The organism is Streptomyces sp. NPDC037013 (genome assembly GCF_055607265.1).
In genome coordinates this window covers 83,236-98,579 of sequence record NZ_JBVJRV010000011.1, presented here as the reverse complement: position 1 = coordinate 98,579, position 15,344 = coordinate 83,236, and the positions used below count along the sequence as shown (strand labels likewise).

The 15,344-nt window shown below is 71.0% G+C and carries 13 protein-coding genes and 1 pseudogene; 5 read left to right on the top strand and 9 right to left on the bottom strand.

Annotated elements, in window-relative coordinates; translation table 11 throughout:
• Positions 1 to 95 precede the first annotated feature (95 nt).
• Together ACZ7DY_RS34735 and ACZ7DY_RS34730 are read left to right on the top strand one after the other, a co-directional pair.
• The gene (locus ACZ7DY_RS34735) at positions 96 to 1,331 is read left to right on the top strand and encodes a glycosyltransferase 87 family protein (RefSeq protein WP_471142769.1); all 1,236 of its coding nucleotides are present in this window, start codon (positions 96 to 98) and stop codon (positions 1,329 to 1,331) included.
• Complete coding sequence (locus tag ACZ7DY_RS34730; protein ID WP_471142767.1) at positions 1,328 to 2,563, top strand: glycosyltransferase family 4 protein; 1,236 nt, start codon at positions 1,328 to 1,330, stop codon at positions 2,561 to 2,563. The genes ACZ7DY_RS34735 and ACZ7DY_RS34730 overlap by 4 nt, the downstream gene beginning before the upstream one ends.
• A 219-nt stretch (positions 2,564 to 2,782) precedes the next feature.
• Here ACZ7DY_RS34730 and ACZ7DY_RS34725 read toward each other — a convergent pair whose 3' ends face one another.
• Positions 2,783 to 3,742, bottom strand: a complete 960-nt coding sequence (locus tag ACZ7DY_RS34725) for an SDR family NAD(P)-dependent oxidoreductase (protein ID WP_471142766.1) — start codon at positions 3,740 to 3,742, stop codon at positions 2,783 to 2,785.
• A 350-nt stretch (positions 3,743 to 4,092) separates the two neighbouring features.
• Here ACZ7DY_RS34725 and ACZ7DY_RS34720 point away from each other — a divergent pair, with 350 nt between their 5' ends.
• The 3 genes from ACZ7DY_RS34720 (at position 4,093) to ACZ7DY_RS34710 (ending at position 7,183) form a co-directional block, all read left to right on the top strand.
• Entirely contained in the window at positions 4,093 to 5,490 is a 1,398-nt protein-coding gene (locus tag ACZ7DY_RS34720; RefSeq protein ID WP_471142765.1) for a Mucin-2, read from the top strand.
• A 187-nt stretch (positions 5,491 to 5,677) separates the two neighbouring features.
• Entirely contained in the window at positions 5,678 to 6,358 is a 681-nt protein-coding gene (locus ACZ7DY_RS34715; protein ID WP_471142763.1) for an ANTAR domain-containing protein, read from the top strand.
• Between the two features lie 66 nt (positions 6,359 to 6,424).
• The gene (locus tag ACZ7DY_RS34710; RefSeq protein WP_471142761.1) at positions 6,425 to 7,183 is read left to right on the top strand and encodes an ANTAR domain-containing protein; all 759 of its coding nucleotides are present in this window, start codon (positions 6,425 to 6,427) and stop codon (positions 7,181 to 7,183) included.
• A 408-nt stretch (positions 7,184 to 7,591) separates the two neighbouring features.
• Here ACZ7DY_RS34710 and ACZ7DY_RS34705 read toward each other — a convergent pair.
• The 8 genes and pseudogenes from ACZ7DY_RS34705 to ACZ7DY_RS34670 all read right to left on the bottom strand — a co-directional run.
• A pseudogene (locus tag ACZ7DY_RS34705) lies at positions 7,592 to 7,868 on the bottom strand (CNNM domain-containing protein); the annotation flags it as partial.
• Positions 7,869 to 8,032: 164 nt separating this feature from the next.
• A complete protein-coding gene (locus ACZ7DY_RS34700) occupies positions 8,033 to 8,392 on the bottom strand; it encodes a GNAT family N-acetyltransferase (protein WP_471142759.1) in 360 nt (119 codons plus the stop codon).
• Positions 8,389 to 9,594: an acyltransferase family protein gene (locus ACZ7DY_RS34695; protein ID WP_471142757.1), complete on the bottom strand. Its 1,206-nt coding sequence runs from the start codon at positions 9,592 to 9,594 to the stop codon at positions 8,389 to 8,391. Before ACZ7DY_RS34695 ends, ACZ7DY_RS34700 begins: the two co-directional genes overlap by 4 nt.
• A 557-nt stretch (positions 9,595 to 10,151) precedes the next feature.
• The gene (gene argG / locus ACZ7DY_RS34690) at positions 10,152 to 11,606 is read right to left on the bottom strand and encodes an argininosuccinate synthase (protein WP_471142754.1); all 1,455 of its coding nucleotides are present in this window, start codon (positions 11,604 to 11,606) and stop codon (positions 10,152 to 10,154) included.
• Between the two features lie 391 nt (positions 11,607 to 11,997).
• Positions 11,998 to 12,762, bottom strand: a complete 765-nt coding sequence (locus ACZ7DY_RS34685) for a hypothetical protein (protein WP_471142752.1) — start codon at positions 12,760 to 12,762, stop codon at positions 11,998 to 12,000.
• 242 nt (positions 12,763 to 13,004) lie between these two features.
• Positions 13,005 to 13,364: a hypothetical protein gene (locus tag ACZ7DY_RS34680; protein WP_471142751.1), complete on the bottom strand. Its 360-nt coding sequence runs from the start codon at positions 13,362 to 13,364 to the stop codon at positions 13,005 to 13,007.
• 286 nt (positions 13,365 to 13,650) lie between these two features.
• The gene (locus ACZ7DY_RS34675) at positions 13,651 to 14,250 is read right to left on the bottom strand and encodes a hypothetical protein (protein WP_471142749.1); all 600 of its coding nucleotides are present in this window, start codon (positions 14,248 to 14,250) and stop codon (positions 13,651 to 13,653) included.
• 223 nt (positions 14,251 to 14,473) lie between these two features.
• Positions 14,474 to 15,031 (bottom strand): DUF3291 domain-containing protein, encoded by a 558-nt coding sequence (locus tag ACZ7DY_RS34670; RefSeq protein WP_471142746.1) that lies wholly within the window; start codon positions 15,029 to 15,031, stop codon positions 14,474 to 14,476.
• Between the last annotated feature and the right edge of the window lie 313 nt (positions 15,032 to 15,344).

The window sequence follows — 15,344 nt, the reverse complement described above, 5'->3', positions numbered from 1 at the left end:
TGAGGCTGCGCGCGGATGTCATGCCACGGGTTGACTCCGAGGTGCGGAGCCTCGGTTGACGCCGTCCGACCTGCGGATTCATAGCGTCGACGGACATGAGGAAGAGACTTGCACGGTACGTGCTCGACGGGCGGCGTGAGTGGTACGTGCGGCACGAGTGGTACGTGTGGCGCGAGCGGTGCGTGTGGCTCGAGTGGTACGTGCGGCTCAAGCGGTACGTGCTCGATGAGCGGTACGTGTGGGCCGCCTGCGCGGTCGTCGCGCTGGGCCTCGCCCTGGCCTCCGATCTGGGGCCGCACCGGGTGTGGGGCGTGACGGCGGCCGGGGGGTACGCGGTCGCGGTGGTCCTGGCATGCGGTGCGCGTTCCCGTCCCGCCGCCCGGGTGGCCGCGGTGGCGGGGGCCGTCGTGGTGCCGCTCGGCGGACTCGTGGCAGCGGGGCTCGGGCAGCTGGAGGTCACGGTCGTCGAACGGTCGGGAGACCTGCTGCTCACCACCGGTAGTCCGTACGTCAGCGACCTAACGACCGTCGCCGACTTCAACCCCTACCTACCCGGCATGGCGCTGTTCGGCGTGCTGCCCGGGGATGCCCGCTGGTGGCTCGGCGGCGTCTTCGTGGCGGCACTCGCCGCGGCAGGCCTGTACCGGGCCAGGCTGCTGGCCTGCCCGTTGGTCGCGCTGCCGATGGCGGTGGGCGGGATCGACCTGCCGGTGGTGGGCCTGATGTGCCTCGGGGTCGTGCTCGCGGGGCGGGGGTGGGCGGGCCGAGCGGGATTGGTGCTCGGTGCGGCCGCCGCACTCAAGTGGACGGCCTGGCCCGCGCTTCCCGTGGCACTCGCGCTGATCTCCGTACGCCACGGCGGGCGGCCCGCACTGCGGTACGCGGCCGTGGCCCTCGCCACGGCGACGGCGGCGGTGGCGCCCTTCGCCCTCGCCGACCCCGCCGCCTTCTACCGGAGCGCCATCGCGTTTCCTCTCGGCCTGACGGACATCACGTCGCCGGCCGCGAGCCCGCTGCCCGGCCATCTGCTGGCGACGTACGTCCCCGGTGGCACGGTGATCGCGCTCGCGCTCCTCGCCGTGAGCGCGGCGCTGATCGCGGTGTCGCTGGTGGTGCGGCCGCCGGGGACGGATCGGGCGGCGGCCACCCGGCTCGCGCTCGGTCTGGGGCTGGCCATGGCCCTGATGCCGGCGACGCGCTTCGGCTATCTCGTCTATCCGCTGGTGCTCGGCATGCCCGCGTACCGGATGTCACGGCACGGCAGCACTGCGGTCACTGCGGTCTCCGTGGTCTCCGCGGTCGCCTCTGCCAGGAAGAAGGTCCTCGTATGACGAACGGCTCCCGCACTCGCACGCTGATCGTCACCAATGACTTCCCTCCCAGGCAGGGTGGCATCGAGACGTTCGTCCGCGAACTGGCCGACCGTTTCCCGCCCGACGAGGTGGTCGTCTTCACCTCGTCGCCCAGCAGGGCCACGGAAATGCGCTCGGGTTCGGGCCCGGGCTTGGACTCGGACACGGTCCCTGCCACAATCTCGACCCCCGCCATCGCGGAGCAAGCCTCCGACGAGTCCTTTCCGTACCCGGTGATCCGCCACCCGGTACGTACTCTCCTGCCCACCCCACGGGCCACCGCGCACGCCGCGGCTGTGGCCCGCCGGTACGGCTGTGACCGGGTGTGGTTCGGCGCGGCGGCACCGCTCGGCCTGATGGCGGGACGGCTTCGGGAGACGACGGAGATCCGTACCGCCGTCGCCACCACGCACGGCCACGAGGTGTGGTGGGCTCGCACCCCCGGCGCCCGCGGCCTGCTGCGCCGCATCGGCACGCAGGTCGACGTCCTGACCTGGCTGAGCCCGAGCACCCGCCGGCCGATCGAGGCGGCCCTCGCTCCGGGGACTCCTACCGCGCGTCTGGTCCCGGGCGTGGACACCACGGCCTTCCGTCCCTCCTTGGACGGCGGCCCGGTGCGGGCCCGCTACGGCTTGGGCCGCCGCCCGGTGATCCTCTGCGCGGCCCGGCTGGTGCCGCGCAAGGGTCAGGACACGCTGATCAGGGCGCTGCCGTGGATCCGCAGGGCGGTGCCGGACGCGATGCTCCTCTTGGTCGGCGACGGCCCGTACGCCGCAGGGCTGCGCCAACTCGCCCTGGCCGAGGGTGTCTTGGACGCGGTCGTCTTCGCGGGCGGCCACCCCCACCGCGCCCTCCCTTCTTTCTTCGCCGCCGCCGACGCCTTCGCCATGCCCTGCCGCACCCGCAGACGCGGCCTGGAGGTGGAGGGCCTGGGCATCGTCTATCTGGAGGCCGCCGCGTCAGGACTCCCCGTCCTGGCAGGTGACTCGGGCGGCGCCCCTGACGCGGTACGGGACGGAGAGACCGGCCATGTCATCGACGGCCACTCGGTCGCCGCGACGGCGGACCGCCTGACCAGACTCCTGCGCAACCCCGAACTCGCCCACCAGATGGGCGAGAAGGGCCGCCATTGGGTCCAGACGGAATGGACCTGGGACCGTTCCTACGCGACGCTGGCCGAGTTGCTCGGCTTGGGAGGAGCAGCAGCGTAAGTGGGTGAGTGAGTGAGCGCGAGTCGTACCGAAGCGACTTGCGCGCTTCTCGGCTTCACCGCTTCTCTGCTTGCCCGCTCCTCCGCTCCTCCGCTCACCTGCTTGCCTGCTGCTCTGCTCCTCTGCTTGCCCGCTTGTCTGACGAGTGGCACCCGCTCCCCGCCCTCGCTGATCGCGCGCGGCTGCCCCCCGAGCAAGCCGGCAGGTGGCGTTCCTCCCCTATGCCAGGCAGAAGCCGAGCTGCGGATCGATGTCGGTCAGCTCGCAGCTTGCGTCCCACAGGCGGGCCGCGACGGCCCGGTCGGCCATATGCGAGGGGACGGGTTCCCGCCGTGGCGCGCCGCGCAAGCCGAAGACCCTCGGCCCCCACAACTGCCCTCCCTCCACCTCCGGATCGAGGACGGCACGGACGATGGGCCGTGCCCCCGCCTCCTTGCCCTGCACCATGAGCCCTGCGGGCGCGGACCGCAGACGTTGCGCGGAGGTGGTCACATGTACCGGCGGGCGCGACGGGGTGAGCCCGTCCAGCGCGCCGCCGGGGTGCGCCACCACACTGAGTACCGTGCTGCCGGCGGCGCGCAGGCGGTGGTCGAGCTCGAAGCCGAAGCACATCTGCGCCAGCTTCGACCTGCCGTAGGTGCGCTTGGGCCGGTAGTCCTGCTTCGACTGCAGATCATCCGGGTCCAGGCGTTCGGACCGGGCGGCGAAGCTGCCCACCGTCACGACGCGGCCTTCCGGCGCCGCTGACAGGAGCGGGGCCAGCCACCGGGTGAGCGCGAAGTGGCCGAGGTGGTTGGTGCCGAACATCAGCTCGTGGCCGTCCCGGGTCTCCCGGCGCGGCGGATCGTCCAGGGCGACCCCGGCGTTGTGGACCACGGCGTCGAGATGCCCTAGGCCGAGCGTGTCCACGGAGGTCTTCAGGGACGACAGGTCGGCGAGGTCCAGTAGGAGGTGGCGTACGCGGGCAGCGGGAACACGCGCGCGGATGGAGGCCATGGCGGCGTCGGCTTTCGCGACGTCCCGGCTGCCCAGGACGACGCGGGCTCCGGTGGTGGCGAGTTGCTCCGCGACGAAGTAGCCGATCCCGGCATTGCCTCCGGTCACCAGAAATGTCTTTCCCTCGGCGGACGGCAGCTGGTGAACGTCCCACGGTCGGCGGTTCCGGGATGGGGGAAGCATGAGGACGGGCTCCTTGCACTCGGGGACGGTGTGCTCTCGGTGACGGTGTGCTCTCGGGGAGCACCATCGCGACCAGAGTCGCAACCTCCACCGATACGCCGCCTACAGATCGCGTCCGGCGCCGACAGACTCCCGACAGGCAGCCGGCCGGGAGGCGGGACCACGGCCCTCGCCCGTATTGCGCTCAACCCCGGGCGGCGCCTCTACGAGCAGCCCGTCGGCGCTTGTGGTCCCATACTGGTTGCCGGACCTCTGGGTCCGGTCCGCCGTAGCAACCAGCCCCCACGCGCCTTAGGTCCGGAATCGTTCCACAAGTCCTGATCACCGGCCGGAGGTCGAAGAGCCGAGACATGGTCGCCTTTTACTCCTCCGCGCTGGACGGGGTCGCCGCCAACCCGGCCCTTCCCACGTCCCTGCTGTTGCGGCTCATCGCCTTCGTCGGCGGGGGCCAAGGCCCGCCGTTCCAGGCCCTCCACAGGCCGGGGCTGCCCGAAGCGGCTGTGACAGCCATCGTCGCCCACCCGGTCATCGACACGCGTGTCCATCTCGCGACGAGTGGGCAGGCGGATCCGGAACAGCGGGCCCGGCTCGTCGACGATCCCTCCCCCATGGTGCGCGCCGCCGTCGCGTACGGACCGGAGGGGACGCACGATCACCGTACGGAGGTGCGTCCGCTGCCGGAGTACGCGTGCAGGCGTCTCCTGGAAGACCCCGAACCGTCCGTGCGTGACGCGCTGTTGCAATCGCCCCGCCTGGCACCGTCGTTCCTCGCCTCGCTGGCCGGGCATCCCGAGCCGGCCGCACGTCGCGTGGCCGCGCGCGTCTGGGACAGGCTCACGGACGCGGAACGCGGCACGCTCCTCCGCGACCCGGAGCCCGAGGTGCGGCGGTCGGCCGCCCTGCGCGCGTGCCCCCGCGACGCACGGCTCACGGCCGCACTCCTGAACGGTTCCCCCGACACCCTCCCCGAGGTGCTGCGACACGGGCTGCTCGACCGCGCCGACGCCGAGCGGTTCCTCGTCGAACGCGTTCACCTCGTCGAACTCGCCCGCAACCCGGCGCTGTCCGCCGACCTCGTGGACCGTCTCGCCGTAGACGCCGACGCCGACGTACGCCTCGCCGTCTCTCTGCGGCCCGAGCTGACCGAGGCCCGACGCTCCGCGATCGACTTCGCCGTTGACCCGTACGACCGGCGCGACGTGGACTGGGTGGCGGCCGGCCTCGCCGACCAGGACGTACTGCGGCGGGCCGCGACCTCCGCCCACCCCCTGCTGCGCCGCGCCGCCGCCCGCAGCCGCCACCTGCCCCCCGATCTCCTGGGAATGCTGGCCGAGGACACCGACGTCGTCGTACGCACCCACCTGGCGATCCACCACCCGGACACGCCCGAGGAGGTCCTGATGAGCGTGTACGCGCGGCTCGGCGGGACGTTCTCCGCATGGATGGCGACCGGCCACCCCCGGTTCCCGCGCGACGGGCTCGCCGCCCGCTTCGCGGACCACCCGGACGCCATCTACCGGCAGTTGGTGGTCCGCGACCCGGCCGCCCAGCCCGTACTGATCGAACGCCTGAGCCACGATCCGGACGTCTGGACGCGGCAGGCGGCGACCTGCGACCCCCGGCTGCCGCTCCCCCGGCTGCTGGAGGCTTTGGCTCTGCCCGAACTCGCGTCCAGCGCGGGCGCCAACCCCGCTCTCCCACCTGGTGAGATGGCCGCGGTCATGGACGAGGCCGGGGTGCCCGCCTGACGACCGGCACCCACCCGGGACGCGGGGTCTCTGCTCCTTGCCCGGCCCGGCGGTTTTCCCCCTTCCGTGGGGCATTGCGCGGAACCGCTGCCGTGCCCCGTACCGCGTTCTACGGTGGACCTGGCGGCCGGTGCCTGACACTGACGCGGCATGTCGGATCCGCCGGGGAGTGCCGGGGAGGTCGTGCGTGGACGGTGGCGCGAGCGTGGAGAAGTTGCTGAGCAGCCTGGATTCCTTGGTGGACGAGGAGCGGTACCAGGGCTGGGCGCGTTCGTGCGCTCGCGCCCTGGGTCTCGACGGTGTGGCCGTTTCCGTACAGGAGGAGCTGGTCTGGTTCAGCGATCAGACCAGTGCGCGTCTGGAAGACATGCAGTGTGTCCTCGGTCAGGGGCCCGGACTGCATCTGCTGGACATGGAAGGGATACGAGAGGTGCCCGACCTCGCCGATCTGTTGCTGCGGCGGTGGCCCCAGTTCGTACCCGAGGCGGAGGGCATGGGAGTCGCGGCGCTCTTCGTGTGGCCCGTGCGCATCGGGGCGGCGCTGATCGGAACGCTGACCGGTTACCGGCGCAGGGCAGGCCCTCTGACCGGTCGTCAGCTGGCGGAGGGCCGGCGCGTGGCCGACGCGCTGGCCGGACACATGCTGAAGCGCTGGCCGGACACCTCCGCCGTGCAGGCCGGACACGGCGGGGCGGGATCGGTGGACCTGCACCGGGCCGAGGTGCACCAGGCGACCGGGGCGCTGAGCGTGCGGCTCGGTGTCGCGCTGCCCGAGGCACTGGCCAGGCTCCGGGCCGAGGCCTTCTCCTCCGGCCAATCCCTGACCGACACCGCTCGCGCCCTCCTCGAGCGGGAACTGCCCACGTGAGGACGGAACGTCCCGGCCCCCCACGGCACCGGGCACGGCCCGAGCGGGAGCAAGAGGAGAAGGACCATGATCAGGGAACAGCTCATCGCACGCACCTTCGTGGAACTGGCCGACACCCTGGTGGAGGACTTCGACGTCATCGACTTCCTGCAGCAGATGACCATCCGCTGCAAGGAACTCCTCGACATCACCGATGCCGCGGTCTTTCTCGCCCACCCCGGCCCCCACCTGTACAGCCCCGCACCCTGCGATTGCACCCCCAGCCTGCAACGCCTGCTGCACACCGCCCAGACCCAGGGCCCGGCCACAGAGGCCCACCGCACCGGCCGACCAGTCGTCCCTCAGAACCCGGCCGACGCCGCGGCGCGCTGGCCACGGCTGACCGCGCACATGCACCCGGCCGGGTACGTCTTGGCCGGTGCCGTCCCGATGCGGCTGCGTCAGCAGAGCATCGGCAGCCTGCTGCTCCTCCACGCCACCGACGGGTCACTGAAGGCCGAGGATCTGCTCCTGGCCCAGGCTCTGGCCGACGCGGCCACCATCGGCCTGCTGCACGCCCGCACCATGAGCCACCAGGAGACGGTCAACACCCAACTGCACACCGCTCTACACAGCCGGATCGTCATCGAACAGGCGAAGGGCATCCTCGCGGCCCGCTGCGACGCCCCGCTCAACCAGGCGTTCGACGCGATGCGCCGACACGCGCGCCACCACCAGCTCCTGCTCGGCGCCGTCGCCCACGACATCATCAATGAGGGACTTCTCCCCACCGTGCCACCCACACCACCACGCCCTGAGCACACCGGGAAGGCGACTGAGGGCTAGCGACCAGGAAGAGCGACAGTCAGACCACCCGCGGGTGTCCCGGGTGGGTCAGCGGGCCAGCGGATCGACCAGGGTGACCGTGCCCGTGAGGTGACAGGTGTCGTCGGCAGGGGCGCGGGGGGCGTCGCGAGCGTGTACGGAGCCGAGGGCCAGCGGCCTGTCGAGGACGAGCAGGCGGCTGCGGTAGTGTGCGGCGACCGTGGTCGGGGGGCCGGCGGTGTCCGCGTCCCCGGGAACCGAGATGATCTGTTCGCCGGATGTCTGAAGGCCCCCATCGGCGCAAGTGGTTTGGTGCGGGAGTTCGTGATCAGGTCCGATTCGGTCCCGCTGATCAGGCCGGGCGCTCAAACTCCGCGACAAGACGGGTGAGTAGTTGTCCCCCGGTCATCGACCGGCGCGAGCTCGTCGCTCCCCGGGGACCATCTGCACGACCGTGGCCAGGACGAAGGCGAGTACTACGGCGATCCCGCCGGCGGCACTCTCGGGAGCACCGATTACGGGCAGTACGGGCCGCAGCAGCGCGGACACCGACGGCGCGGCGATGGAGCCGGAGGATCAGACCGGTCACCGTGATGCCGAGGTGCGCGCCGGACAGCATGCAGGACAGCCGTGCGAGGACCTTCAGGGCGCAGGCCGCACTTCTGTCGCCCGCCGGCTTCGCGTCCCGCAGCGCGCCGCGCCCGGCTGGTCGGCACTCGTGTGAGGTCTGGCGGGGTGGTCTAGGGGGCTGCTGTCCCAGGTGCCCCTGCCACCCGGCCCGCGACCCACCGGGCGCGCCCCCACGCTGGCCCCCGCACCGGCGGAGGTCGCCGCCTCACGGGTGCGGGCCCCCATCGCACGCGTAACAGGTCACGGCGCCATGTGCGGGCATCGGACCCCGGTCGCCGGAAACGCCGTTTCCGTTTCTTCGGCCATCGTGGCGAAGAAGCGCTTGCCGTCGGCGGACTGCCGTGATGTCGACCAGGAGTAGCCCGCGCACGGCGTCAGAGCGGTGTGCAGGGCGTGACGCCCCAGGCCCTGGCCCTGCCAATGCGTGGCGACGGCGATGTTGCCGATGTAGCCGAGCCGGCACGGGTGGCAGACCTGGAATTCGAGACAGCCCACCGGCCGGTCGCAGGGGTCCAGCATGGTGAGGGCCTGGCGGCCCGCGGGCAGCGTCTCCGGGACGCGCGCGAAATGGACGGCGGGCGGCCGGGCCGGGCGGCTCACTCGGCTCTTCCGCCGTGTCCGCGGGCCTTGGCGAGGGCGGTCGCGTCCCGCCGGAACGCCCATTCCATCTTCGGCTCCATCGCGAAGCGGAAGACGCGCTGCACGGGTGGCGTGCAGAGCAGTGTGATCACTGTGCCGGCGACGAGGGTCACGGTGATCTCGCCGAGCGGCCGGTGGAGCCAGTCGGCTGCGTACCAGTCCCAGAAGCGGGAGCCCTTGGCGAGAAACCCGTGCAGGAGATAGCCGTAGAGCGTCCCCGCGCCCAACGCCGTGCACCAGAGCCTGCGCCCCGGCACCCAGGCGAAGAAGCAGGCGACGAGCACGAGTGAGCAGCCGAAGAGCGCGAGCGTCATGACGGCGCCGGACCAGCCGGGCGCCGCCAGTTCCTGGGCGCTGTCGCGGCGGTAGAACCAGGCCGCGCTCATCCGGGGCGCGGCCCAGTAGGCGAAGGCGAGCGCGACGGCGAAGACCGGCAGGGCCAGGAGGCGCGCCTCTTTGCGGCGCACCAGGCGGAAGTGTTCCGGCTTCAGGACGAGACCGAGGACGAAGAAGGGCAGGAACTGCAGGACGCGTTGCAGATCGAGATCGTCGCCGATGTCCGGGGAGACGGACGCGAGGGCGGCGATGGCGAGCGCGAGGGGCAGCGGCCGGCGCACGACCTTCCAGAGCGGGGTGGTGAGCCGCCAGATGAACAGGGCGGCGAGGAACCAGGTCAGGTACCAGGGGTCGAGCAGGCTGATCGGATGGTCCGGGTCGCCGCCCGCCCACCTCTTGAAGAAGGTGTACGCGACTTCGAAGATCACGTACGGTACGGCGACTCCGGTGACCAGGCGCCTGATCCGGTTCGGGCTCGCGTCGAAGCTGCGCGAGAAGTACCCGGAGATGACGATGAACGCCGGCATGTGGAAGGCGTAGACGATCATGTACAGCGCGGCGGCGGCCCGGCTGTCGTCGCGCAGCGGCTCCCACGCGTGCCCCATGGCGACGAGGACGATCGCCATGTACTTGGCGTTGTCGAAGAAGGCGTCGCGCCGCTTGGCCGGCTGAGGCGCTGCGGCTATGGCTGCGGTCGTGCCGGCGCCGGGATCCGTCCGACGGTGGGCCGCGGGGGCGGTGGGGGCCGTCGGGTCGGGAGCAATGACGGGGCGCTGCGGCGGGAGCGGCATCGCATGACGGCCCGCGGGCCGGGACGTCTCCTTCAAGATGCCTCCCACAGTGGACCTGGGCCTGCGCTCGGTGCCGCCCTGAGGCCCGCCGTACAGCGCTGTACCCGAGACGCACGCGCGTGTTGCCCCACGAGACACGCGTGTTACTCCGCTAGACGCGCGGGTCGCGTCGGTGCCCTGCACCCCCCGCGCCCTCGGCACCCTAGCCACACTTCTACAGCTGCGTAAAACCCCGCTGTTCGGGGGCTCACATCCGTGAAACGGATGCCGGAAGGGGCCTGCATGGGGCGCCGGGACCTTCAATGGCGGCTGCGGGTGGCCTTCTGCGCAGGTCGCGGGCCCAAGGCGGCCCGGGGTGGGGGCGGGCCCACGGCGGGTCGCTGGCTACGGACCTCCCGGGAGGGGCGATGACGCCGTCAACGACACCACTTCCAAGTCCGCTCGTACGGGTGGTGTGGGGCCGGCCCGGCCCCGCCCGCCCGGTCCCGCAATGCCGAGAGGCCGGTGCGCGGCCCCGCTCGGGGGCGTCACACCGGCCTCATGCCGTGCGCACGGTGCCGCGGAGGGCAGTCGCCCCCGGCACACGTGGAGGGTCAGTCCGTGCCGAACTCCATCGCGGCCCGGTCGAGCATCTCGTCGTCCGCGGAGACCTCGCCACGGGAGGCGATGGCCTGGGCACCGCCCTCGGGCATCTCCGGCATGGAGCCGATGAGGCCGGTCGCGGCGGCCTGGGCGGCGCCGATGGAGGTGTCGGCCGTGCCGATCAGGCCGAGCCCCGCGTACTGCTCCAGCTTGGCGCGCGAGTCGGCGATGTCGAGGTTGCGCATGGTGAGCTGGCCGATCCGGTCGACCGGGCCAAAGGCCGAGTCCTCGGTGCGCTCCATGGACAGCTTGTCCGGGTGGTAGCTGAAGGCCGGGCCGGTGGTGTCGAGGATCGAGTAGTCCTCGCCGCGCCGCAGCCGCAGGGTGACCTCGCCGGTGACGGCCGCGCCCACCCAGCGCTGCAGCGACTCGCGCACCATCAGGGCCTGCGGGTCCAGCCAGCGGCCCTCGTACATCAGCCGGCCGAGGCGCCGGCCCTCGTTGTGGTACTGGGCGAGGGTGTCCTCGTTGTGGATCGCGTTCACGAGGCGCTCGTACGCGGCGTGCAGGAGGGCCATGCCCGGCGCCTCGTAGATGCCGCGGCTCTTGGCCTCGATGATGCGGTTCTCGATCTGGTCCGACATGCCCATGCCGTGGCGGCCGCCGATGGCGTTGGCCTCCATCACCAGGTCGACCGCGGAGGCGAACTCCTTGCCGTTGATCGTCACCGGACGGCCCTGGTCGAAGCCGATCGTCACGTCCTCGGCGGCGATCTCGACCTCGGGGTCCCAGAACCGCACGCCCATGATGGGCTCGACGGTCTCCACGCCGGTGTCCAGGTGCTCCAGCGTCTTCGCCTCGTGGGTGGCGCCCCAGATGTTGGCGTCGGTGGAGTACGCCTTCTCCGTACTGTCCCGGTAGGGCAGCTCGTGGGCGAGCAGCCACTCCGACATCTCCTTGCGGCCGCCGAGCTCGGAGACGAAGTCCGCGTCCAGCCAGGGCTTGTAGATCCGCAGGTTCGGGTTGGCCAGCAGGCCGTACCGGTAGAACCGCTCGATGTCATTGCCCTTGAAGGTCGAGCCGTCGCCCCAGATCTGGACGTCGTCCTCGAGCATCGCCCGGACCAGGAGCGTGCCGGTGACGGCACGGCCGAGCGGCGTGGTGTTGAAGTAGGCACGCCCGCCCGAGCGGATGTGGAACGCACCGCAGGTGAGCGCGGCCAGGCCCTCCTCCACGAGCGCCGCACGGCAGTCGACCAGGCGCGCGATCTCGGCGCCGTAGGTCTTGGCGCGGCCGGGCACCGAGGCGATGTCGGGCTCGTCGTACTGCCCGATGTCGGCGGTGTAGGTGCAGGGGACGGCGCCCTTGTCGCGCATCCACGCGACCGCGACGGAGGTGTCGAGACCGCCGGAGAAGGCGATGCCGACGCGCTCGCCGGCGGGAAGGGAGGTGAGGACCTTAGACATGGGAAGAGTATGCATCATCGCGCATGGTCATGCAAAGCATGGGTGGGGGCGAGACACGCGGAGGCGGGAGGGCGAGGTGGGGTGGCGGGATGCGAGGTCAGTGCGCGCCGCAGAGGACGCGCCTCGCTTCTGCCACCGCGCGCCCCGGCTCCTGAAGCACGTGAGAGACGGCCGGTGGCCGCATTCCGGAAGGCGCGGGCGGGGATTTGCCGCCCGCCGACCGGAAGCGTGCGAGGCTGCCGTACCGACGAGCGAGCGCGGCGTCCACGCCGTCGGCGCGGATCCCGACCGTGGACGCCGGCCTCGGCCCGGGACCGATGGTCGGCCGGCCAAGCAACAGTCGATTGGCCGGCCGGCCCGCTGAGCACGGCGTGAGATTTAGGACGGGCTCTTACCGCACCACGACGTTGTCCGCGGCCGAAGTCGACGGCCCGGTGGTGGTGTTGCCGAAATACGCCCAGCGCCACGCGCCCGTCTTGGACGCCTTTACGGTCGTCCTGAGAGCACCCGATCCGTTGGCGTGCACCTTCTTCACCGTGGTGTAGGAGGTGGAGCCACTGGGCTTGAACTGCAGGCTCACCAGGCGGCTTCCGTAGGAGGCGTACTTCTTCGTCTCCCAGTTGGCCCGCTTCACCTTGCCGGTCACGGTGATGGTCTTGCCCTTGGACACCGGCTCGGGCGCGGCGTTCACACTCAGGCGCGAGTTGCGCTTGACGTAGGCGGTCAGGCCCTTGTCGTCCGTGTCACCGCCGCCGCCCTTGAAGGAGACCTCGGCCGCGACCTTCCAGGCTCCGGCCTCGCTGTTGCGCATGTCCCACACACTGGGGTCGAAGTACATCGTCTCGTTGAAGTCACAGACGCCCGAGCCTGCCTCGTGGCAGTCGCTCGTTTCGATGGCGTGCCACAGCCGGTCACCCGTATTGCCGCGGTACAGGAAGACCGCCGGCCACTTCCACTTGTGGGTGGTCGCCATCCGGAAGGAGGTGGGCACCGCCACTTCCTCGGACACGCCGATCACGATCGCCTTGCCGCCGTTCACCTGGACGCGGGTGAAGGAAACCCCGCCCTCGGCCGCCCCGGCCGGCGCCGCGGCCACGCCCATGAACACAGCCGCCGCGCCTCCGGCCACGACAGCTCTCCAGACCTTCTTTCCCACCTGATCCCCGATCCATCTCTGTATCTCTGTACCGAAAGGCCGCCGGAGACCCTCCTCCGGCGGCCTTTCAGACAGGCGGGATCCATACGGAGTTGTGCACCCGCGGATCACGATCCGGCCTCAGAGGATCTTCACCTAGTGCACTTACGGGCGATGTTGGTCCAACCGCCGAAGCCGCTGATGCCGCCGCCCCGTCCGGCGCAAGGGCAGCCCCACGCCAGCGTCAGCGCCAGCCCACGGGTTCAGGTCGTCCCGTCGAACGGAGTGATGCGGCGGTACGCAGCCCGGGCGTACCAGACCCGGGCCGTCGCCGTGCCGACGAGGGCGGCGGCCAGCAGACACGCCACCCAGCCGGGGTCCCGGTGTCCGGCCCAGGAGAGCTCCCCGGTGGGGTGAGCAGCGGCGACGTTCAGGAGGGCCCAGCAGAGCACGGCCGTCCCCGGCGCCGCGACGAACCGCCCGAGCATGCCGAGCAGCGCGGCCAGGACGGAGAGCGCCGCGAGGGCGAGCCCGGTGCGGTCGAGCGCGCCGAGCAGATCGAAGGTGATCACCAGCACCAGGGAGCCCGAGCAGGCCGTCGTCCAGACGAACGGCGTGGCCATGGGCTCCGGAACAGCCCTTGCGCCCCTGGCGACGTACCGCCACTCCACCACCGTCGGTCCCTCCCCACCACCGGGGGCCGGTACGACTCCGGCCCCCGGCCTCACCCCGGCCGAATCCTCGTGCAACACGACCAGCGCACCGCCGGGCAGGCACGGGCGCGGTCTTGCGGGCTGATTGTCCCACCCCCTGAGGGGGATGCCGAGATCGGTCCCGGGCGCGGTTTCCCCGGTCATCGGCCAGCAGCCAGCAGCCAGTAGTCAGCAGCCGACCGCCAGCCGTCAGCCGTCAGTAGAGCTTGTTGACGGCCGTCGCGGTCGTGGTCTTGAAGTCGGCGACCTGGGCGTCGGCGAAGCCGCCCATCTGCCCCCACCGCACGAGGGTCACGGTCCGGCCGTCACGGCCCACCGAGAACATGTTGATGTCCGAGGCACCCCAGGTGGCGGTGGTGTGGACGCCGTAGACGTAGGCGCCCTCCTCGACGTTCACCTTGCCGTAGTACTTCTGCTTGGCGGTAATGTCCGGGTACTGCTTCATGACCTTCTTCGCGCAGCCGTCGAGGTCCTTGCGCAGCAGGGCGGCGAAGTCCTTGGCGCGCTGTACGTCGCGCTCGACGACGGTCACCTGCAGCGCGGTGGTGTCCAGGTCGGTGCGGTATTCGCGGTGTACGGAGGTCGACGGCAGCGCCTCGCCCACGCACATCGGCAGCGCGGCGGGCTGCCCGGCCGTGACCGGCCCGGCGGTCCACTCCGACGAGGCGTGCGGCGGCAGTTCGGACGGCTCGAGGAAGTAGGGCGCATCGGCTGCGGCCGCCGGGACCGTACCGGCCGCGACACCGGCCGCCGCCAGCGCGGCGCCCACGACGAGCAGTCCCTTGTTCACGCGCATGCTCTTCTTCACTGTTTCCCCCAGCTCACTTGGTCGGCCCGCTTGTTCGGGCAGGCGGTCTGCACCGCCCTTCGATCCCACGCCACTTACGACCCGCGACCCCGCGTACTCGTTGCCCTCTCGTACGTCACAGCTCTGTCTTCCGTGTCACCGAATAGCAACAGCGCCCAGCAGCAAGCGGGTTACGCGGGGCACGACCACTCGTTCAGGCTTCGCTTCCGCGTCACCGCACCTGGTCGCTCTTCGGTCCCATGTCCTTGATTCTGGTCGGGGTTCCGTCCGGGGCGAACGAGCGATGGAAGGTGAAAGCGTGCGGTGCGGAGCCGTGGTCGTGGAGGTGCTCCAGCTTGGAGACCCCGTCCTGCCAGGTGGGTATCGGGCCCTTGGAAACCCACCAGAACACGTGACTCGGGTGTCCGGTCCTCTCGAACCAGTCGTAACGCCTGTTCAACGCCTCGCGGTGCAGCCCGGTGTAGATGGCGTCGAAGGCGGAGTCCAGGTCGGTCCAGAGTGAGAGCGTGGCGGCCAAGGCGGTGGTTTCCACCGTGTGGCCCTTGCCGTACCAGGTCGGTACGGCGAACTTGCCCCAGGCACCCCAGTCCAGGTCGAAGTGCGAGCCACGGCTGCCCTCTCTCACTTCAGCGTGACCGAGATATCCGGGGTGCCGGCTGATCGTCCGGTAGACGGGCTCAGCGCTGTCGTGGAACTCGCGCGTGAGGGGCGCCGGATCGGCGAGAGGTGACTTCAGGACGCCGAATGTGTACAGGGCAAGATGGGGCATGCGTCTCTCCGTGGTCGAGGGGTGCCTGATGGGGACCCGGTTCGGTGGTTCGGTGGCTCGCTCACGCATGGGGGCGCGGATGCCGATTCGCGGAGCGTGAGGCGTTGGCGTTAGGCCATAGGCGTTAGGCGTGGGCGATCACCGACGGCCAGGTGAAGGTAAACGTTCCGGCGGCCCATGTCGAAGTTGCGATTTACCGGCCCAAGTGGCCTCCCACATAGGGCGCATAGGCCCTTGTGCGGGCTGGGCCGATGACAAACACCCCGGGCCCCCGCCCCCAGCTGTGACCATCCCACGATTCACTCGTTTGACC